This is a genomic window from Spirillospora sp. NPDC127506 (assembly GCF_040302145.1).
Lineage (GTDB): Bacteria > Actinomycetota > Actinomycetes > Streptosporangiales > Streptosporangiaceae > Spirillospora.
Genome location: NZ_JBEORG010000025.1, coordinates 98232 through 117235, shown reverse-complemented (window position 1 = coordinate 117235; position 19004 = coordinate 98232). Strand labels below are relative to the sequence as shown.

Sequence of the window (19004 nt, the reverse complement as noted above, 5' to 3'; positions counted from 1 at the left end):
GTCGGCGACATCACCAAGGGCCATGTGTGGAACGCCCTCGGCGAGGCGCTGGACGAGCCGCGGGACGGCCGGCCGGGCGCTTCCCCCGACGGAATGTGAGCCACACGTGACCCTGCCGGCGCGGGCGCAGGAGCCCGGCACCACCACCACGATCCACACCGACGGCGCCGGCGCGGTGCGCCGCACCGTGCTGCCCGGCGGGCTGCGGATCATCACCGAGTCGATGCCGACCGTGCGGTCCGCCGCGTTCGGCATCTGGTCGGCGGTCGGCTCCCGCGACGAGGCGCCCGCGGACGCCGGGGCCAGCCACTACCTGGAGCACGTGCTGTTCAAGGGGACGCGGCGGCGGTCGGCGCTGGAGCTGTCCGCGGCGATCGACGCGGTCGGCGGCGACCTCAACGCGTTCACCGCCAAGGAGTACACCTGCTACTACGCGCGGGTGCTGGACGCCGACCTGCCGCTCGCCGTCGACATCGTCTCCGACATGGTCGCGGACTCGGTCAACCGCCCCGAGGACGTCGAGGCCGAGCGCGGCGTGATCCTCGAAGAGATCCACATGCGCGACGACGACCCGGGCGACCTCATCCACGACGAGTTCTCCGCCGCGCTGTACGGCGACACCCCGCTCGGCCGCCCGATCCTCGGCACCGAGGAGTCGATCAACGCGCTGACCCGCGACCGGATCCACGGCTACTACCGGGAGCACTACGTCCCGCCCAAGCTGGTGGTGTCGGTGGCGGGCAACATCGACCACGACGAGGTCGTCCGGCTGGTGTCCCGCGCGTTCGCCGGCCGCCTCACCGGCGACGCCGCGCCCGCCGCGCCCCGCCTGGACGGGGCGCCCGCGCCGCTCGATCCGCGCAGCGTGGTGATCGACAAGGACACCGAGCAGGCGCACATCATCCTCGGCGGCGCCGGGGTGTCCCGCACCGACGACCGCCGGTTCGCGCTCGGCGTGCTGAACGCGGCGCTCGGCGGCGGCATGTCGTCCCGCCTGTTCCAGGAGATCCGGGAGAAGCGCGGCCTCGCCTACTCGGTCTACAGCTACACCGCGCAGTACGCCGACTCCGGCATCTTCGGCGTCTACGCGGGCTGCCAGCCCGCGAAGGCCGAGGAGGTCCTGTCGATCTGCCGGGACGAGCTGGGCAAGGCCGCCGACGAGTGCCTCACCGACGAGGAGCTGGAGCGCGGCAAGGGCCAGCTGCGCGGCGCCATGGTCCTCGGCCTGGAGGACACCGGCTCCCGCATGAGCCGCATCGGCAAGAGCGAGCTGGTCTACGAGTCGCTGCTGCCGGTGGACGAGGTGCTGGCGCGCATCGGGGCCGTGACCCTCGACGACGTCCGCGCGGTCGCCCGCGACGTCCTCACCGCACCGCAGGCCCTCACCGTCATCGGCCCGGTCGGCGACCGCGACTTCTCGGCCTGAGCCCCGCCCGCGCCGGAGGCGCGGTCCCGGGCCGCCGGCCGGGTGAATCGCCCAGCCGCCGGGTAGGTCCCGGTGGGTGAAGATCCTCATCCGTGTCGTCATCTCCGCGATCGCGCTGTGGGTCGCCGAGGCGGCCCTCGACGGCGTCGAGCTGACCGCCGCGAGCACGACCGAGCGGGTGCTCACGCTGCTGGTCGTCGCGGTCGTCTTCGGCGTCGTCAACGCCGTCCTCAAACCCGTGATCAAGGTGCTGGGGTGCGCGTTCTACATCCTGACCCTCGGGCTGTTCGCGCTGGTGGTGAACGCCGGGCTGCTCATGCTGACCAGCTGGATCGCGGGCGAGCTCGGCCTCCCCTTCCACGTGGAGTGGTTCTGGCCCGCCTTCTGGGGCGCGATCGTCATCGGCGTCGTGAGCTGGCTGCTCAACCTGTTCGTCGCGGACGACGACTGACCCGCCTTGTTAAGCGGACCGAAGTCCGCTAATCTGCGGAGGTGTAATCGGACTATGGTCCGTATGCCTTCGTTGAGAGGACTTCCCATGTCACGCCTGCTGCACATCTCCGCGTCCCCCCGGGGCGGCGCGTCCGAGTCCCTGGCGGTCGCCGCGGCGTTCACCGACGCCTACCGCGAGGTCCACGGCGACGTCGTCGACCACTTCGACCTGTGGGACGGCACCCTCCCCGCGTTCGGCCCGGCCGGCGCCGGGGCCAAGATGACCGTGCTGGCGGGGGGCGAGCCGGCGGGCGACCAGGCCGCCGCGTGGCGCGCCGCCCGCGCCGTCTTCGAGCGTTTCGACTCCTACGACCGGTACCTGTTCAGCGTCCCGATGTGGAACTCCAGCGTCCCGTACGTCCTCAAGCAGTTCATCGACGTGGTCTCCCAGCCCGGCTGGGTGTTCCGCTTCGATCCGGAGAAGGGCTACACCGGCCTCCTCCAGGGCAAGAAGGCCGCCGTCGTCTACACGAGCGCCGTGTACGGGGAGGGCCGCCCGCCCGCGTTCGGCAGCGACTACCAGGCCCCCTTCCTGGAGGGCTGGCTGCGCTGGACGGGGATCACCGACATCCGCCGCGTCGAGTTCCGCCCCGACCTCGCCACCGCCGACGCCGACGCGGGACGCCGCGCCGCGCACGCCGAGGCGCGCGAGCTGGGCAAGCGCTTCTGACGATAGGCTCGGGCGGGACGCCAACCGGGAGGAACACGTGATCAAGGTCGGGGTGCTGGGCGCGCGGGGCCGCATGGGGGCCGAGGTGTGCCGTGCCGTGCAGGGGGCCGGTGACATGGAGCTGGTCGCGGCCGTCGACCAGGGCGACGAGCTGGACGCGCTCACCGCCGCCGAGGTCGTCGTCGACTTCACCCATCCCGGCGTCGTCATGGACAACCTCAAGTGGTGCGTCGAGCGCGGCCTGCACGCCGTCGTCGGCACCACCGGGTTCGACCCGTCCCGCCTCGACACCGTCCGCTCCTGGCTGACCGACGACTCGTCGGGCAACGTCATCATCGCGCCCAACTTCGGCATCGGCGCGGTGCTGATGATGCACTTCGCGCAGAAGGCGGCGCCGTTCTTCGAGTCGGTCGAGATCGTCGAGACCCACCACCCGAACAAGGCCGACGCCCCGTCCGGCACCGCCTACCGCACCGCCGAGCTGGTCGCCGCCGCCCGCGCCGAGGCCGGCGTGGACCCGTCCCCGGACGCCACGACCTCGGAGGTCGAGGGCGCCCGCGGCGCGAACGTGGACGGGGTCCGGGTGCACGCCGTCCGCATGTCCGGCGCCATCGCGCACCAGGAGGTCGTGCTCGGCGGGCACGGCGAGCTGTTCACCATCCGGCACGACTCGATGAACCGCGAGTCGTTCATGCCGGGCGTCCTCCTCGCCGTCCGCAAGGTCCCCACGATGGACCGCCTCACGGTGGGCATCGAGTCGCTCCTCGGGCTGTGATGGACTTCGCCGCCGACCCCTGGGACTACCTGGCCGCGTCCGAGGCGATCGACATCGAGCACCCGCTCGTCCAGTCGATCGCCTCGGAACTGCGGACCGGCGACGACATCGCCTACGCCCGCGCCGCGTTCGACTACGTCCGCGACCGGATCCCGCACTCCATGGACACCGGCGACCCGCGCGTCCCGTGGCGCGCCTCGGACGTCCTCGACCAGCGCACCGGCCTCTGCTACGCCAAGTCCCACGCCTACGCGGCGCTGCTGCGCGCCGGCGGCGTCCAGGCGGGCCTCTGCTACCAGCGGACGTCGGGCTTCCTGCACGGGCTCACCGCCGTCCTGGTGGACGACCGCTGGGTCCTCCTCGACCCGCGCGGCAACAAGCCGGGCATCGACGTCCAGTTCTCCGCGTCTGAGGACCGCCTGGCCTTCCCCGGCGACCCGGTCCACCCCGTCGTCTACGCGGCGCCTCCCGACGCCGTCCTGGAGGGCCTGAAGGCCATGCCGGAGCCCTCCGCGCTCCCCGGTGCCCTCCTGTGAACCTGCGTCCGGCCTCGCCCGCCGACTACGACCGCATCATCGCGGTCGTCGACGACTGGTGGGGGCGCGAGGTCCACCGCATCCTGCCGCGCCTGTTCCTCGACCACTTCCACCGGACGAGCCTCATCGCCGAAACCCCGGACGACCTCGCCGGCTTCCTGGTGGGTTTCCTTTCGCCGTCCCTTCCCGACACCGCCTACATCCACTTCGTCGGCGTGAACCCCGCCTTCCGCGGAGCCGGTCTGGCCCGGCGCCTCTACGAGACCTTCTTCACGCTGGCCCGCGCGGACGGCCGCACGGCCGTCCGCGCCCTGACGTCCCCGCGGAACTCCGGCTCGATCGCCTTTCACAAGGCCATGGGCTTCACCGCGACCCCCGCCTCCGCGCACGACGGGCCGGCGACCGACCGGGTGCTCTTCCACCGCACCCTGGACGCCTGAAGCGTCAGGAGAGGCGGAGGAAGGGGAGCTCGCGGCCCACGCGGCGGAAGTCGTCCACAGTGCCGTCGACGGTGAAGCCCATCAGGTGCACGAGCCGTACGGCCGCCTTGGGGTGGCGCGGGGCGTAGCGGGCCATGATCTCGCCGCCCTCGGCGGGGTCGAGGGGGTGGGCGGTGACGTCGAGGCGGCGGCGCCCCACCTGGATGGCGGCGTCGGGACGGCGCATGAGGTTGCGGTACCAGTCGGCCTTCTTCCCGAAGCCGGAGCAGACGACGTAGCCGCCTTCCGAACGCTCGATCACTTCGAGCACCACCTGCCGCCGCTTGCCGGACTTGCGGCCGATGTGCTCCAGCAGCAGGAAGCGGTCGCCCATGAGCCGGCCGAGGCGCATGCGGTAGAGGTGGATGGGCAGCCGAACGACGAAGCGGCGCAGCCCGGTCGGAGGTGAGGGGCGTTCCAGGAACTTCATGACCCCCACCTTCCCCCCGGACGGGCGCGGGAAGCGGGGTTGTGCGGGGACGGGCGCGGCTTTAGCGTTCGCCGGGTGGATGCCGAGTTCGCGCGGGACATGTGGAAGGCCGCCGAACCGCTGCACGCGGTGACGTACTTCTCGGAGGAGTGCCGGACGGCCAACAAGGACGTCGGCCTCAAAGGGTTCTGGATGGGCTACTTCGGGAGCCGGGCCGCGCCGCTCGGCGCCGTGTCGGCGGGGACGGTCGAGGCGGCGTTCTTCGGGTTCCACCCGGCGCGGGTGCGGCGGGCGGTGCCGGACGCGTGGAGCTTCGCGTCGCCGGAGGCCATCCTGCGGGCCCGGAGCGAGGCCGCGGCGCGCGCGCTGCGCCGGGCCTGCCCCGGGATCGAGGGCGTGGCGGAGGCGGCCGCTCCGCGCCTGCACGAGGTCGTCATGGCCGCCGAGGCGGCGGGCCGTCCGCTGTTCGCGGCCAACCGCGGCCTGGACGTCCCCGACGACCCGGTGGAGGCGCTCTGGCAGGCGGCCACCGCGCTGCGCGAGCACCGCGGCGACGGGCACGTCGCCCTGCTCACCGCGGAGGGGCTGAACGGTCTGGAGGCCAACGTCCTCGCGTCGGCCGCCGGCGACGTCCCGGCGGAGCGGCTGCGGCAGAGCCGCGGCTGGTCGCCCGAGGAGTGGGACGCGGCGTCCGGCGCGCTGGCGCGGCGCGGCCTGATGGCGGGGGGCGAGGCCACCGAGGAGGGGCGGGCGCTCAGGGCCCGGATCGAGCGGCGCACCGACGAGCTGGCCGCGCCCCCGTACGGCGTCCTGGACGACCCCGAGGCGCTGCACGCGTCGCTCGTCCCGGCGGCGCGGGCGGTGGCGGCCGAGATGCCGTTCCCGAACCCGATCGGCCTGCCCCGCGTCGGCTAGCCGCTCAGCCCCGGTCCGCCGGCGGGCTCGGGAAGCCGTACTTGCGGAACAGCTTCTGGGCGGCGGGCGTCAGCAGCCACGACACGAACGCGCCGGCGAGGTCCCGGTGGCCGGAGTCCCCGACGACGGCGGCGGGGAAGGCGGCGGTGACGTTCAGGTCCGCGGGGATGGCGACGCTGCTCGCCGCGATGCCCGCCGAGCGCAGGTCGGTGATGTAGACGATCCCGGCGTCGGCCTCGCCGGTGCGGATGCGGTCGAGGACGGCCCGCGCGCTGATCTCCTCGGACGTCCACCGGACGGTCAGGCCGGCGTTCGCCAGCACCCGGCGGGTGTAGCGGCCCACCGGGACCGAGCCCGCGCCGACCGCCACGCGCAGGCCCGGCCGCCGCAGGTCGCGCAGGCTGCGGATGCGCCGCGGGTTGCCGGGGCCGACGGCGATGGTGAGCGTGTCGTGGGTGACGGTCCGGGGGCGTCCGGCCAGGTCGGCGGAGACCTCCTTCATGCTCGCCGCGTCCGCGGTCACGAGGACGTCGGCGGGGGCGTGCTCCGACAGCCGATCGGTCATCTCGGCGGAGCCGCCGAACACGAAGCGCAGCCTCACGCCCGGGTTCTCCTGGTGGTAGGCCGTCCCCATCTCGCCGAACACCTCGGTGAGGGAGGAGGTGGCGAGGACGGTCAGCGTCACCGGGCCGGACGAGCCGCCGCAGCCCGCGCCGAGGCCCGGCAGGGCGAGCGCGGCGAGCAGCGCGGCCGCGCGGAGGCGCCGCCGACGGGGGGAGTCGGGCATATGGGCTCATCCTACGGTCGGGGCCCTTTCGCTCCGGTGATTGCGGCGTGGCGTGTCAGTGCCGCGCACTAGTGTTTCCGGCAACTGGAGATCACGTCCGCGGAGGCCCGACGATGTCCCTCGACCTGATGGAACTGCTGCCCGGCGACTGGCGGGAGCGGCTCGACCCGCTGCTCGACCCGATCGCCACCGCCGCGCTGGGCGCGTTCGTCGCGGGGGAGTACGGCGCGCAGACCGTGTACCCGCCGCGCGAGGACCTGTTCAACGCGTTCCGGCACTGCCCGTTCGACGCCGCCCGCGTGCTGATCCTCGGGCAGGACCCCTACCACGGCCCCGGCCAGGCGCACGGCCTCAGCTTCAGCGTCCGCGACGGGGTGCGGCTGCCGCCGTCGCTGCGCAACATCTACAAGGAGCTGGCCGCCGACCTCGGCGTCCCGGCCCCGGCGTCGGGTGACCTGACCCGCTGGGCCGACCAGGGAGTCCTGCTGCTGAACGCGGTGCTGACCGTCCGCGCCGGCGAGGCGGGCTCGCACGCCGGCAAGGGCTGGGAGGACTTCACCGACGCCGCGATCCGCGCGCTGAACGACAAGACCGAGCGGGTCGTCTTCGTGCTCTGGGGCGCCTACGCGCGCAAGAAGGCCCGGCTGATCACCGGCCCGCAGCACACCGTGATCGAGTCGGCGCACCCGAGCCCGCTGAGCGCCGGGAAGTTCTTCGGGACGCGCCCGTTCAGCGCCGCCAACAAGGCCCTAGTCGACGCCGGCCTCCCCGAGATCCGCTGGGGATAGCGGCACGGGGGCGCGCCTGCGCGGTCCCCTCTCCCCGGACGTCGCGGGCCCGGGGTCAGAGCGCGAGGCCGATCGCCAGCAGCACGCCATAGGCGATCTGGAGCCGGCCGGTCTCGCCCAGCACCGGGATCAGGGCGGGGCCGGTCGCGCCCCGCAGCACCTTCTGCGTCGGCGGCAGCGACAGCGGCGCCGCGAGCAGCGCGAGCAGCGCCCACGGGTGCGGCGCCGCCAGCGCCAGGGCGAACATGAACGGCAGCGCGGTGCACGCCGCGTACAGGATGCGCGTCCAGGGGCCGCCGAGCACCACGGCGAGGGTCCGCTTGCCCGACTCGCGGTCGGTCGGGATGTCGCGCAGGTTGTTCGCGACGAGCAGCGCGCAGGCCAGCAGCCCGATCGGCACCGCCGCCGCCCACGCCTCCCACGGCAGCGCCTCGATCAGGACGTACACCGTCCCGGCGACGGCGACGAGGCCGAAGAAGACGAACACCGACACCTCGCCCAGCGCCCGGTAGCCGTAGGGGTTCCTGCCGCCCGTGTAGAACCAGGCCGCGAGGATCGCGAACGCGCCGACGAGCAGCAGCCACCAGGTCGTGACGGCGGCGAGCACCAGCCCGGCCACGGCCGCGGCGAGGAAGCAGCCGAGCGCGGCGGCGAGGACCTGCTTCGGCGGCGCGACCTTCGAGCCGACGAGGCGGAGCGGGCCGACGCGGTCCTCGTCGGTGCCGCGGACGCCGTCGCTGTAGTCGTTGGAGTAGTTCACCCCGATCTGCAGGACGAGCGCGACGAACCCGGCGAGGACGGCGCGCCACCAGACGGGCTCGCCCTCGCCGGCCGCGACGCCGGTGCCGACGACGACGGGGACGAGGGACGCGGGCAGGGTGCGGGGCCGGGATCCGGCGACCCATTGGGAGAGCGTGGCCACAGTTACCGCTTGTTCTCGTGGGACGACAGGGGGACTACCGGTTCGATTCTCCCCGATGGAGATCACCGCCCGGGCGCAGCCGCAGCGACGCGCCCAGCCCGAGCGCCAGGATCGCGGCGGTGGTGAGCGCCGCGTTCCGGGTCGCGGCGGCGAGGCTCTCGTCGGCGGCGCGGGCCTCCGCCTCCATCCCGGGGGCAGCGTGCAGCTCGCGGCCGTAGGTCCCGGCGCTCTCCCGCAGGTCGTGCGCGACGGCGGCCCGCTCTCGGGGCGGCAGCGCGGAGTCCGCGAGCCGGTCGGTCATCGCGTGCCCGAGGCTCGTCGCGAACACCGTCCCGATGGCGGCGATGCCGAGCGCCGCGCCGACCTGCCGGGCGGTCGACTGCGTCCCGGACGCCTGCCCGGACTGCGCCGGCGGGACGTCCGCCAGCGACACGTTCGTCAGCTGCGCCGACGTCAGCCCGAGGCCGACGCCGTACAGCAGCATCCACGGCGCGAGCTGCGGCCCGCCGGTCGCCGCGGACACGGTGAGGGCGAGCGCGACGACGGCGGCGACCTCCAGCACCATGCCGATCTGCACGACCCGGTGCGCCCCCCGCTTGTTCGCGAGCCTGCCCGCGTACCCGCCGGACAGGAACGCGCCGACGGCCAGCGGCAGGATCGCGAGGCTGATCTGGAGCGGGTCGGTGCCGTGCACGCCCAGCAGGAACAGCGGCAGGACGAACAGCAGCCCCAGCTCGCCGACGTTGATCAGGGCCGAGGCGAGGTTGCCGCGGCGGAAGTTCGGGATGCGGAACAGCTCCAGGTCGAGCATCACCGGGCGCCCGGCCGCCGCCCGGGAACGCTCCACCACGACGAGCGCGGCGATCAGCACGCATCCGAGGGCGAGGACGACGGGGACGGGCGACAGCGCCGTCTCCGGCCAGTCGTGCCCGGCGATCGCGAACGGGCGCGTCGGGGTCCACCAGCCGTACGTCTGCCCCTCGATGATCCCGCACACGAGCGCGCCGAGCCCGAGCACCGACAGCAGCCCGCCCGCCCAGTCGATCTCGCGCCGGGCGCTCCCGGCGCCCGGCCGACGGGTCTCGGGCAGCAGCCAGAGCGCCCCGGCGGCGAGCAGGGCGCCGAGCGGCAGGTTGACCCCGAACGCCCAGCGCCAGCCGCCGCCCGCGGCGATCGCGCCGCCGGCGAGCGGCCCGAGCGCGGCCATGCCGCTGATCATCGAGCCCCAGACGCCGAAGGCCACCGCCCGGTCCCGCCCGGTGAAGACCGTGTTCAGCGTGGACAGCGTGGCCGGCAGGACCATCGAGGCGCCGATGCCCTGCAGCGCCCGCGCGCCGATCAGCGCCGAGCCGTCCCCGGCGAGCGCGGCGGCGACGCTCGCCGCCGCGAAGACCGCCGTGCCGAGCACGAACATCCGGCGGCGCCCGAACAGGTCCCCGGCCCGCCCGAACGGGATGAGCAGCGCCGCGAACACCAGCGCGTACACCGAGGTCACCCATTCGGCGTCCGTGGTCGTGAGGCCCAGGTCCGCGACGATCCGGGGGAGCAGCACGCCGACGATCGTGGCGTCCACGATGATCAGCGAGACGCCGAGGCTGATGACGACCATGCCGAGCACGCGGTGCCGGACGGCGGGCGCCGGCGCGGCGGCGCGCTCCGGCGACAGGGAGGTGGACTCGGGCACGGCTTCAAAGATATTGCCGGTGTGCGGGTGCCCCTCACCGACCCCTGGCCGAGCGGTCAGCCGCTGATGTCGGTGTGCAGCCGGATCTGCCGGACGGGCTCGCCCATGTCGAGCGTCCGGGCGGTCCCGTCGGGGGCCCAGCCGGCCGAGCCGAGGAACGTGCGGGTGACCTCGTCGTCCTCGAAGACCCAGCTGATCAGGGTCGTGAAGCCGTCCTCGCGGAGCAGGTCGGCGGTCGCGGCGAGCAGCCGGCTCCCGTGCCCGGCGCGGGCGTGCGCCGGGTCGACCAGCAGGGTGATCAGCTCCGCCGCGGCGGCGGGGTCGAGGTCGCCGTCCTCGGCCGGGCCGTGCGCCGCGAACCCGACCACCAGGTCGGACGCCACGGCGACCAGCAGCCGGTGCCGGGGGCTCGGCGGCGCCGCCGCGGCCTCCGCCCACCGCTCCCGCCACACCTCCACGGCGTCGGGCCCGGTCACCCGGTCGAGGACGCCGTCCGGCAGCAGGTCGCGGTAGCCGTGCCGCCACGCCCGCACCTGGATGTCCGCGACGGCGGCCGCGTCCGTGCGCCGCGCGGGCCGCACCCCCACATCGGCCATGCCGCCCCCCGTCCTCGCGCTGGAAGTCCGCCGCCCACCTTAGCGGCGGGGGCGGATCAGCCCGCCGGGGACCTGCGGCGGGCGCGGTAGGCGCGGGTCTTGGTGCGGTTCCCGCACACGCTCATCGAGCACCAGGCGCGGGACCGGTTCTTGGACGTGTCGAGGAACGCCCAGCGGCAGGTGTCCTCCTGGCAGACCTTCAGCCGGGGCCATGTCCCCGCGGCGGCGGAGTCCATGATCGCGGCAGCGACGCGGGCCAGGCCGGCGGCGGCCGTGCCGGGCGGGTCGAGCGGGACGAGCGCGGGGCGCGGGCCGGTGAGCGCGACCCGCAGCGGGAGGGCGGCCAGCGCGTCCTCCAGGTCGTCGGGGAGGTCGGCCTCCCGCGGCCCGTGGTGGCCGGCCATGGCCTCGCGGAGCCCCTCCCGGAGCGCCGCGGCGGCGCGCACGTCGGCGTCGCCGGCCGCCGTCCCGGGCGGGACGAGCCCGCGCCCCGCCAGCCAGCCGCCGAGATCGCCGGGCGCGGCGATCTCGTCCGTCGCGGACTCGACGTCCAGCGTGTTGACGAAGTCCCTGAGCAGCAGCGCGGGGTCCTCATCGGAGTGAGCGTCGGCCATAACCCCTCCCGCGTGTTCTCCGGTCAACTCTAGCAAGGCGCAACACCATCATTAAGGTTTCACCGGTTGCATCCTGGCGACACCGCCGTTACGGTTTAGATGGTTTCAACCCACGGGAGGACGAGATGAATCCGCTGCCCTACCTGGCGGGGCTCGCCATGCGGCACGCGTGGGCGGAGCGCGAGTACGCGCGGCTCCACGCCGACATCGTCGAGGCGCGGCTCACCGCCCGCGCCCGCGAGGCCGAGCGCACCGCCCGTGCCCGCCGGTGGCTGCTCGGCGGCGTGCCCGACCGGATCGCCGCCCGCCGCGCCGCGCGGCCGGCGCGGCGCCCGCAGCCCGCCGTGCACTGCGCGCGCGCCGCGGCGCGCACGGCCGGCGCGGCGGGAGGCGCCCGGTGATCCCGAAGGTGGCCAACATCGTCATCGACTGCGCCGACCTGGACGCCATGGCCGCGTTCTGGGGCGAGCTGCTCGGCATGCGCACGACGCGCGCCGACGACGACTGGCTCGACCTCGCGCCGCTCGGCGGGAACGGGCCCGTCCTGTCGTTCCAGCGGGTCCCGGAACGCAAGACGGCCAAGAACCGGCTGCACTTCGACCTGGACGTGCCCGACGTCCGGGCGGCCGGTGAGCGGGCGGCGGGCCTCGGCGCGACGCGGGCGCCCACCCCGCCGGGCGCGTCCTTCCAGGTGTGGCGCGACCCCGAGGGCAACGAGTTCTGCCTGTGCCCCCTCCCGTGACGGGGCTCCGGCGGACCCGCCCCGGGGTCGGTCCTCGACGATCTGGGCGAGCGGCGTCCCCGCGTGTCGACGGCCGGAGCGCGATCACGTCCCGACCATGATCATCCCATGGGGGGTTCCTGGGGTACGTCGTCCGGGACGCCCCGCTCGTCCGGGATCATTGCGTGATGGAGCACAAGGGGCGGGTCGCGAGAATCGCACGCAGGCTGCTGCGCTGGACCGGATGGGCGGCGGCGTACGTGCTCGGCCTCGCCGCCCTCGTCTTCGCGGGGGCGTGGGTCTGGTGGCAGCCCGAGCCGCACGCGCGCGGCACCGAGACCAACGCGCTGTGGGCGCGGCACCAGTGGGTGGGGGAGCCGCACAGCGACGCCGAGTACCGCGCGTTCGGCGACCTGCTCAAGCGGAACCGCATCACCGACGTGTTCTTCCACGCGGGCCCGGTCGAGGCGGACGGGACGGTCCCCGCGTCGAAGTACCGCTATGCGCGGCGGCTCATCGAAGCCATGCGCGAGTACGCACCGGGCGTCCGCTCCCAGGCGTACCTGGGGCAGATCCGGATGGTCGACGGCAAGGGGGTCATCGACCTGGACGACCCGGCCGTCCGGGACAGGGTCGTCAGGACCGACGCCGCCTTCCTGGACGCCGGCTTCGACGGCATCCACTACGACTTCGAGCCGATCTACCCCGACGACCGGGCGTTCATGGCGCTCCTGGACCGCACGCGCGAGCTGACCGGGGCGCGGGGCAAGGTGCTGTCGGTGGCGCTGGAGCAGCCGACGCTCATCGACGCCCTGCAGCCCGTCTACAAGGCGCTGATCCCGCGCACCGGGCCGGTCCACTACCCGCCGCGCCCGACGCGGGACTTCCTGCGCGCCGTCGCCGACCGCGCCGACCAGGTCGCGATCATGACCTACGACGTGTCGCTGCCGACCCGCTCCCTGGCCGGCCGGCACTTCGCCCGGCACACCCGCGAGACGCTGGAGCTCATCGGCGACCGGGCGACCGTGTTCATCGGCGTCCCGACCTACCGCCCCCTCATGGAGTGGGCGGAGGACCTGTCCGTCGCGCTGCGCGGCGTCCGGCGCGGGGTCGACCAGCTGGAGCGCCCGCCGAAGCGCCCCTACGGCGTCGGCGTGTACGCGGACTGGACGACCCGGCCGGACGAGTGGGCCCGTTACCGCTCCATCTGGCTGCCCCGGACGACAGAAAGTCCTGCCGGTTGAGAAACCTCCCCGGCCACGTTCCCTTTCCCTTGTCCGCGCAGGTAGAAAGGGTTGGGTAGCCCTTCACCTTCGGGGGTATTGCCCCGTGCGGAAGTCAAGACGGAACCACCGGACGGCAAAGGAAGTGGGGACGAGGCCGATGGGCGTTCAGCAGACCGCACGGCGCGACGCCGACCGGATCGGCGAGCTGTCAGCCGAGTTCGCCGGCTGGCGGATCGGACGGGGCGGATCCGGCCTCTGGTGGGCCGTCCGCGGCAACGATCTCGTGCGCACCCCCGACGTCGAGGAGCTGCGCGTCCGGCTGCATGAGATGACCGCTGGGTCACGTTATCCGATCGAGTCCGGGAAGTGGCCGGACTGACCCCGTAACGCGGCTTTTGCGTGCCACGATGTGGTGATGGAAGCCGCCGCCACGCGTACCCCCGAGCGCGTGGCGGCGGCTTCTCCTTTTATGTACGACCTGCGGGTCCAAGGAGAACGGCCGGAACGGTACCGTTCGTTGCATGGCACCCAGCACAACGACTGACGCCCCGTTTGGACGGATGCTGACCGCCATGGTCACCCCGTTCCTCCCCGACGGCGGCGTCGACTACGACGGCGCCGCGCGCCTCGCGACCCACCTGGTCGACGAGCGGCGCCACGACGGCCTCGTCGTCAACGGGACGACGGGCGAGTCGCCGACGACGAGCGACGACGAGAAGAGCAAGCTTCTGCGCGCGGTCATCGAGGCGGTCGGCGACCGCGCCGTGATCGTCGCCGGTGCCGGCACCAACCACACCGAGCACACCCTGCAGCTCGCGCGGCAGGCCGAGGCCGCCGGCGCGCACGGGCTGCTCGTGGTCACCCCCTACTACAACAAGCCCCCGCAGGAGGGCCTCGTCCGCCACTTCACCGCCGTGGCCGACGCGACGGGGCTGCCCTGCATGCTGTACGACATCCCGGGGCGCGCCGGGGTGCCGATCGAGAACGACACGCTCGTCCAGCTCGCCGAGCATCCGCGGATCATCGCCGTCAAGGACGCCAAGGGCGACCTGTTCGGCGCGTCCCGCGTGATGGCGCAGACCGACCTGGTCTGGTACTCCGGCGACGACAACCTCAACCTGCCCTGGCTCTCGGTCGGCGCGGCGGGGTTCGTCAGCGTGGTCGGGCATGTCGTCGGCGTCGAACTCCATGAGATGATCGACGCATACCGCGCCGGTGACCACGGCCGGGCGCTGGAGATCCACCGCCGGCTGCTGCCCGTGGTCACCGCCATCATGACCCGTACGCAGGGCGCCATCGCCGTCAAGGCAGCGCTGAACCTGCTCGGCCTCCCCGGAGGCGGCCCGCTCCGCGCGCCGCTGGTGGAGGCCACGCCGGAGTTCGCGGCGCGCCTGCGAGAAGACCTCACGATAGGGGGAGTCAAAGTGCCGGAGGTCGCCATCCCGGAGGTCACCCGGTGAGTCATCCTCACCCGGAGCTCTCGGACCCGCCCGCGCCGCCCGAGGGCGGCCTGCGCATCGTCGCGCTCGGCGGGCTCGGGGAGATCGGCCGCAACATGACGGTGTTCGAGTACGGCGGACGCCTGCTCGTCGTCGACTGCGGCGTGCTGTTCCCCGAGACCGAGCAGCCCGGTGTCGATCTGATACTGCCCGACTTCGAGTACATCAGGGACCGCCTCGACGACGTCGAGGCCGTCATCCTCACGCACGGCCACGAGGACCACATCGGCGCCGTCCCCTACCTGCTGCGCGAGCGCCGCGACATCCCCCTCGTCGGCTCGAGGCTGACGCTCGCGCTGCTGGAGGCCAAGCTCACCGAGCACCGCATCAAGCCGGTGACGGAGGTGGTCGCGGAGGGCGGGCGGCGGAACTTCGGCCCGTTCGACTGCGAGTTCCTCGCCGTCAACCACTCCATCCCCGACGCGCTGGCCGTCGCCGTCCGCACGCCCGCCGGGCTCGTCCTGCACACCGGCGACTTCAAGATGGACCAGCTGCCGCTGGACGGCCGGCTCACCGACCTGCCGGGCTTCGCCCGGCTCGGCGCCGAGGGCATCGACCTGCTGATGGCCGACTCGACCAACGCCGAGGTGCCCGGGTTCGTCACCAGCGAGCGCAACATCGGGCCGGTCGTGGACGAGGTGTTCCGCACCGCGCAGGAGCGGCTCATCGTCGCCTGCTTCGCCTCGCACATCCACCGCGTCCAGCAGGTCCTGGACGCCGCCGTCGCCAACGGCCGCAAGGTCTGCTTCATCGGCCGGTCCATGGTCCGCAACATGGGCGTCGCGCGGGAGCTGGGCTACCTGGACGTGCCCGACGGCATCATGGTGGAGCAGAAGGATCTGGACGACATTCCCGGCGACCGGCTGGTGCTGGTGTGCACCGGGTCGCAGGGCGAGCCGATGTCGGCGCTGTCGCGGATGGCGAACCGCGACCACTCGATCCGCATCACCGAGGGCGACACCGTGCTGCTGGCGTCCTCGCTGATCCCCGGCAACGAGAACGCGGTCAACCGCGTGATCAACGGCCTCACCCGCTGGGGCGCCCGCATCGTGCACAAGGGCAACGCGCTCGTGCACGTGTCCGGGCACGCGTCGGCCGGCGAGCTGCTGTACGTGCTGAACGTGACCAAGCCGGCCAACTTCATCCCCATCCACGGGGAGTGGCGGCACCTGCGCGCGCACGCCAAGCTCGCCGCGCTCACCGGCGTCCCCGAGGAGGGGATCGTCATCGCCGAGGACGGCGTCGTCGTCGACCTCGTGGACGGCCGCGCCAAGATCGCCGGTGCCGTCCCCGCCGGGTACGTGTACGTGGACGGGCTCTCGGTCGGCGAGGTCACCGAGACCTCGCTGAAGGACCGGCGCATCCTCGGCGAGGAGGGGTTCGTCTCCATCGTCGTCGGCATCGACTCGACGTCCGGCAAGGTCGTCGCCGGGCCGGAGGTGCACGCCCGCGGCGCCGGCATCCTCAACGAGGACTTCGACGAGGTCATCGCGCGGATCGAGGACGCGCTGCGGGACGCCGCCGGCGACGGCGTGAACGACCTGCACCAGATGAGCCAGCTGATCCGGCGCACCGTCGGCAAGTGGGTGAGCGACAACTACCGGCGCCGCCCGATGATCGTCCCGGTGGTCGTGGAGGTCTGAGGCCGGGTCCGGACGGCCGCGGGCCCCGCGGCCGTCCGTTCTCCCAACACGCCTTGCGTCATCCCCGGAACCCCCGAGGTCCTTGGTTACTCTCATAACCATGGCCACACGTGCGTCCGGGGGTGCGAGAACCTCTTCGCGTGCGGGGGGCACGACGGCTCGCAAGTCCGCAGGTTCGTCCCCCCGGAAGCGACCGAGCGGCGGCGCCTCCAAGGGCCGCGGCTCGGGTCGGGGGCGGCCCCCGCAGAAGCCCGACCCGATCTCCCAGGCCGTCCTCGGGTTCTTCAAGCTCCTGTTCAGGCTGTACCTGCTCGCGGCCGTCGCGGTCGGGTCGGTCTTCCGCGCCTACGGGCACGGCGCCCGGAACCTCGACCCCGAGCACCGGCGCGACGGGCTCGGGCTGGCGCTGCTCGGCTCCTCGATCGTGCTGGCCTCCGTCACCTGGTTCCGGCCGGACGGCGTCGTCACGATCGCGCTGGAGAAGGTCGCGCGCGGCGGCCTCGGCATCATGGCGATGGCGCTGCCCGTGCTGCTGGCGCTGCTGGCGTGGCGGACGCTGCGCCACCCCGAGGACCACGAGGACACCGGCCGCATCGTCATCGGCATGACCGCGCTCGGCGTCGGCGTGCTCGGCATCCTGCACATCGCCGCCGGCGTCCCGTCCCCGGCGAGGGACATGGCGGGCGTCCGCGAGTCCGGCGGCGTCGTCGGCTGGCTGGTGTCGGCCCCGCTGGAGGCGGCGCTCAGCGGGTGGGTGGCCGTCCCGCTGCTGCTGCTCCTGTCCGGGTTCGGGCTGCTGGTCGTCACCGCGACGCCGATCGCGAAGGTGCCCGAGCGGGTCGCCGACCTGTGGGCGATGGCGACGCTGCAGGGCCGCCCGGAGCGCGCGCCCGCCGGCGGGCGGGAGGGCGAGGACGCGCCGAAGAGGCGGCGGCGCAGGAAGCGCGCCGAGGACGGCGGCGACGAGCTGGAGGTCGGCGAGCACTCCCGGCCGTACGACTCGCCGCTGCTGGAGGACGCGCCGAAGAAGGCCGAGCCGCCGCGCCGCGACCTCGCCGACGAGCTGTTCGAGCCCGACCCGTTCGGCGCCGAGGTCCCGCCGCCGGCCCCGCCCGCCGACGACGAGCCCCCCGGCCCGCCCGGGGACGAGCGCGCGCCGGGCGAGTCCGCGGCCGGGGCGCCGCACGACGTGCCCGACCCGACGCCCGCGCCGCGCCGCTCCGAGCAGCTGCCGCTGTCGTCGTCCGGCGAGATCTACGTGCTGCCCGACCCGTCGATGCTGCGTCCCGGCAGCGTGTCCAAGCCGCGGACGAAGGCCAACGACACGGTCGTGAACGCGCTCACCGGCGTGCTGGAGCAGTTCGACATCGACGCGCAGGTCACCGGGTTCACCCGCGGCCCGACGATCACCCGGTACGAGATCGAGCTGGGCCCGGCGGTGAAGGTCGAGAAGGTCACCGCGCTCACCAAGAACATCGCCTACGCGGTGAAGAGCGCCGACGTGCGGATCATCTCCCCGATCCCCGGCAAGTCGGCGATCGGGGTGGAGATCCCCAACACCGACAAGGACATCGTCAGCCTCGGCGACGTGCTGCGCTCCCCGGCCGCGACCAACGAGCACCACCCGATGATCGTCGGGCTCGGCAAGGACGTCGAGGGCCGCACGGTCGTGGCGAACCTGGCGAAGATGCCGCACATCCTCATCGCGGGCGCCACCGGCGCGGGCAAGTCGACGTGCATCAACGGGCTCATCACCTCGATCCTGATGCGCGCCACGCCGGACGAGGTGCGGATGGTCCTGGTCGACCCCAAGCGGGTCGAGCTGACGATGTACCAGGGCATCCCGCACCTGATCACGCCGATCATCACGAACCCGAAGAAGGCCGCCGAGGCCCTCGAATGGGTCGTCGGCGAGATGGACCGCCGCTACGACGACCTGGCCGCGTCCGGGTACCGGCACATCGACGACTTCAACAAGGCGGTGAAGGCGAACAAGCTCAAGCCGCCGCCCGGCAGCGAGCGCGTCTACACCCCGTACCCGTACATGCTCGTCATCGTCGACGAGCTGGCCGACCTGATGATGGTCGCGCCCCGCGACGTGGAGGACTCGGTCGTCCGCATCACCCAGCTCGCCCGCGCCGCCGGCATCCACCTCGTCCTGGCGACGCAGCGGCCCTCGGTGGACGTCGTCACCGGGCTCATCAAGGCCAACGTGCCGTCCCGGCTGGCGTTCGCGACCTCCTCGCTGTCCGACAGCCGCGTCATCCTCGACCAGCCGGGCGCGGAGAAGCTGGTCGGGCAGGGCGACGCGCTGTTCCTGCCGATGGGCGCGAGCAAGCCGATGCGCATCCAGAACGCCTACGTGTCGGAGAAGGAGATCCACGGGGTCGTCGACCACTGCAAGCAGCAGATGGAGGCGGAGTACCGCGAGGACGTCGGCGAGTCGAACAAGCCGAAGAAGGAGATCGACGAGGAGATCGGCGACGACATGGACCTGCTCGTCCAGGCCATCGAGCTGGTCGTGTCGACGCAGTTCGGGTCGACGTCGATGCTGCAGCGCAAGCTCCGCGTCGGGTTCGCCAAGGCCGGGCGGCTGATGGACCTGATGGAGAGCCGCGACATCGTCGGGCCGAGCGAGGGGTCCAAGGCGCGGGACGTGCTGGCCAAGCCGGACGATCTTCCCCGGGTGCTCGCGGAACTGCGCGGCGAGGGCGGCTGAGCGACCACGGCCAGGGCATTACGGAATGATGCGAAATCTTGCCCTGTTTCGAACGTGTCGGCTGTCGCCCAGCGGGCATTCC

General features: G+C 73.3%; 21 protein-coding genes. 15 read left to right on the top strand and 6 right to left on the bottom strand.

What is annotated here, in order from left to right:
• The first annotated feature begins 106 nt into the window (after positions 1–106).
• From ABTW95_RS23255 to ABTW95_RS23230, 6 genes are all read left to right on the top strand, one after another.
• Complete coding sequence (locus tag ABTW95_RS23255; protein ID WP_396445311.1) at positions 107–1426, top strand: M16 family metallopeptidase; 1320 nt, start codon at positions 107–109, stop codon at positions 1424–1426.
• A 76-nt stretch (positions 1427–1502) separates the two neighbouring features.
• The gene (locus tag ABTW95_RS23250) at positions 1503–1877 is read left to right on the top strand and encodes a phage holin family protein (protein WP_396445310.1); all 375 of its coding nucleotides are present in this window, start codon (positions 1503–1505) and stop codon (positions 1875–1877) included.
• A gap of 87 nt (positions 1878–1964) precedes the next feature.
• A complete protein-coding gene (locus ABTW95_RS23245; RefSeq protein WP_396445309.1) occupies positions 1965–2588 on the top strand; it encodes an FMN-dependent NADH-azoreductase in 624 nt (207 codons plus the stop codon).
• 37 nt (positions 2589–2625) lie between these two features.
• Positions 2626–3363 carry a 4-hydroxy-tetrahydrodipicolinate reductase gene (dapB, locus tag ABTW95_RS23240; RefSeq protein ID WP_396445308.1) on the top strand — a complete coding sequence of 246 codons (738 nt, stop codon included), beginning with the start codon at positions 2626–2628 and terminating at the stop codon, positions 3361–3363.
• Positions 3363–3899: a transglutaminase-like domain-containing protein gene (locus ABTW95_RS23235; RefSeq protein ID WP_396445307.1), complete on the top strand. Its 537-nt coding sequence runs from the start codon at positions 3363–3365 to the stop codon at positions 3897–3899. The genes dapB and ABTW95_RS23235 overlap by 1 nt, the downstream gene beginning before the upstream one ends.
• Positions 3896–4339, top strand: coding sequence for a GNAT family N-acetyltransferase (locus tag ABTW95_RS23230; RefSeq protein WP_396445306.1), 444 nt, complete (start codon positions 3896–3898; stop codon positions 4337–4339). Before ABTW95_RS23235 ends, ABTW95_RS23230 begins: the two co-directional genes overlap by 4 nt.
• A 4-nt stretch (positions 4340–4343) precedes the next feature.
• Here ABTW95_RS23230 and ABTW95_RS23225 read toward each other — a convergent pair whose 3' ends face one another.
• Entirely contained in the window at positions 4344–4808 is a 465-nt protein-coding gene (locus ABTW95_RS23225) for a nitroreductase family deazaflavin-dependent oxidoreductase (protein ID WP_396445305.1), read from the bottom strand.
• A 75-nt stretch (positions 4809–4883) separates the two neighbouring features.
• Between ABTW95_RS23225 and ABTW95_RS23220 the strand changes: the two genes are divergently transcribed.
• Positions 4884–5723 (top strand): SCO6745 family protein, encoded by an 840-nt coding sequence (locus ABTW95_RS23220; protein ID WP_500227376.1) that lies wholly within the window; start codon positions 4884–4886, stop codon positions 5721–5723.
• 4 nt (positions 5724–5727) lie between these two features.
• Here the strand turns inward: ABTW95_RS23220 and modA are convergent, their stop codons facing one another.
• Entirely contained in the window at positions 5728–6510 is a 783-nt protein-coding gene (gene modA / locus ABTW95_RS23215) for a molybdate ABC transporter substrate-binding protein (protein ID WP_396445303.1), read from the bottom strand.
• A 113-nt stretch (positions 6511–6623) separates the two neighbouring features.
• On the opposite strand from modA, the gene ABTW95_RS23210 reads away from it, so the two are divergent.
• On the top strand, positions 6624–7298 hold the full coding sequence (locus ABTW95_RS23210; protein ID WP_500227375.1) for a uracil-DNA glycosylase: 675 nt from the start codon (positions 6624–6626) through the stop codon (positions 7296–7298).
• Between the two features lie 55 nt (positions 7299–7353).
• On the opposite strand, the gene ABTW95_RS23205 is transcribed toward ABTW95_RS23210, so the two are convergent.
• From ABTW95_RS23205 to ABTW95_RS23190, 4 genes are read right to left on the bottom strand one after another with little or no spacing between them, the layout of a single operon-like run.
• Complete coding sequence (locus ABTW95_RS23205; protein WP_500227374.1) at positions 7354–8220, bottom strand: 1,4-dihydroxy-2-naphthoate polyprenyltransferase; 867 nt, start codon at positions 8218–8220, stop codon at positions 7354–7356.
• Between the two features lie 34 nt (positions 8221–8254).
• The gene (locus ABTW95_RS23200; protein WP_500227373.1) at positions 8255–9904 is read right to left on the bottom strand and encodes an MFS transporter; all 1650 of its coding nucleotides are present in this window, start codon (positions 9902–9904) and stop codon (positions 8255–8257) included.
• Between the two features lie 56 nt (positions 9905–9960).
• A complete protein-coding gene (locus ABTW95_RS23195) occupies positions 9961–10500 on the bottom strand; it encodes a GNAT family N-acetyltransferase (RefSeq protein ID WP_500227372.1) in 540 nt (179 codons plus the stop codon).
• A gap of 56 nt (positions 10501–10556) precedes the next feature.
• Positions 10557–11114, bottom strand: coding sequence for a CGNR zinc finger domain-containing protein (locus ABTW95_RS23190; RefSeq protein WP_396445298.1), 558 nt, complete (start codon positions 11112–11114; stop codon positions 10557–10559).
• A gap of 125 nt (positions 11115–11239) precedes the next feature.
• Between ABTW95_RS23190 and ABTW95_RS23185 the strand changes: the two genes are divergently transcribed.
• The 7 genes from ABTW95_RS23185 to ABTW95_RS23155 all read left to right on the top strand — a co-directional run bounded on the left by ABTW95_RS23185 (position 11240) and on the right by ABTW95_RS23155 (position 18922).
• Positions 11240–11515 carry a hypothetical protein gene (locus tag ABTW95_RS23185; protein ID WP_500227371.1) on the top strand — a complete coding sequence of 92 codons (276 nt, stop codon included), beginning with the start codon at positions 11240–11242 and terminating at the stop codon, positions 11513–11515.
• Entirely contained in the window at positions 11512–11856 is a 345-nt protein-coding gene (locus tag ABTW95_RS23180; protein ID WP_396445296.1) for a VOC family protein, read from the top strand. The genes ABTW95_RS23185 and ABTW95_RS23180 overlap by 4 nt, the downstream gene beginning before the upstream one ends.
• Before the next feature lie 167 nt (positions 11857–12023).
• Positions 12024–13079 (top strand): hypothetical protein, encoded by a 1056-nt coding sequence (locus ABTW95_RS23175; RefSeq protein ID WP_500227370.1) that lies wholly within the window; start codon positions 12024–12026, stop codon positions 13077–13079.
• Positions 13080–13218: 139 nt separating this feature from the next.
• The gene (locus ABTW95_RS23170) at positions 13219–13440 is read left to right on the top strand and encodes a hypothetical protein (protein WP_067631925.1); all 222 of its coding nucleotides are present in this window, start codon (positions 13219–13221) and stop codon (positions 13438–13440) included.
• Between the two features lie 142 nt (positions 13441–13582).
• A complete protein-coding gene (dapA, locus tag ABTW95_RS23165; RefSeq protein ID WP_396445294.1) occupies positions 13583–14521 on the top strand; it encodes a 4-hydroxy-tetrahydrodipicolinate synthase in 939 nt (312 codons plus the stop codon).
• Positions 14518–16203, top strand: coding sequence for a ribonuclease J (locus ABTW95_RS23160; RefSeq protein WP_396445293.1), 1686 nt, complete (start codon positions 14518–14520; stop codon positions 16201–16203). Before dapA ends, ABTW95_RS23160 begins: the two co-directional genes overlap by 4 nt.
• 100 nt (positions 16204–16303) lie before the next feature.
• Entirely contained in the window at positions 16304–18922 is a 2619-nt protein-coding gene (locus ABTW95_RS23155; RefSeq protein WP_500227369.1) for a DNA translocase FtsK, read from the top strand.
• The last annotated feature ends 82 nt before the right edge of the window (positions 18923–19004 follow it).

Bases quoted from the DNA above. Each gene is read 5' to 3' on its own strand.
- ABTW95_RS23175 (WP_500227370.1), top strand. From the start codon at position 12,024: ATGGAGCACAAGGGGCGGGTCGCGAGAATCGCACGCAGGCTGCTGCGC.
- ABTW95_RS23210 (WP_500227375.1), top strand. From the start codon at position 6,624: ATGTCCCTCGACCTGATGGAACTGCTGCCCGGCGACTGGCGGGAGCGG.
- ABTW95_RS23225 (WP_396445305.1), bottom strand. From the start codon at position 4,808: ATGAAGTTCCTGGAACGCCCCTCACCTCCGACCGGGCTGCGCCGCTTC.
- ABTW95_RS23245 (WP_396445309.1), top strand. From the start codon at position 1,965: ATGTCACGCCTGCTGCACATCTCCGCGTCCCCCCGGGGCGGCGCGTCC.
- ABTW95_RS23235 (WP_396445307.1), top strand. From the start codon at position 3,363: ATGGACTTCGCCGCCGACCCCTGGGACTACCTGGCCGCGTCCGAGGCG.
- modA (WP_396445303.1), bottom strand. From the start codon at position 6,510: ATGCCCGACTCCCCCCGTCGGCGGCGCCTCCGCGCGGCCGCGCTGCTC.
- ABTW95_RS23170 (WP_067631925.1), top strand. From the start codon at position 13,219: ATGGGCGTTCAGCAGACCGCACGGCGCGACGCCGACCGGATCGGCGAG.
- ABTW95_RS23185 (WP_500227371.1), top strand. From the start codon at position 11,240: ATGAATCCGCTGCCCTACCTGGCGGGGCTCGCCATGCGGCACGCGTGG.
- ABTW95_RS23195 (WP_500227372.1), bottom strand. From the start codon at position 10,500: ATGGCCGATGTGGGGGTGCGGCCCGCGCGGCGCACGGACGCGGCCGCC.
- dapA (WP_396445294.1), top strand. From the start codon at position 13,583: ATGGCACCCAGCACAACGACTGACGCCCCGTTTGGACGGATGCTGACC.
- ABTW95_RS23155 (WP_500227369.1), top strand. From the start codon at position 16,304: ATGGCCACACGTGCGTCCGGGGGTGCGAGAACCTCTTCGCGTGCGGGG.
- ABTW95_RS23190 (WP_396445298.1), bottom strand. From the start codon at position 11,114: ATGGCCGACGCTCACTCCGATGAGGACCCCGCGCTGCTGCTCAGGGAC.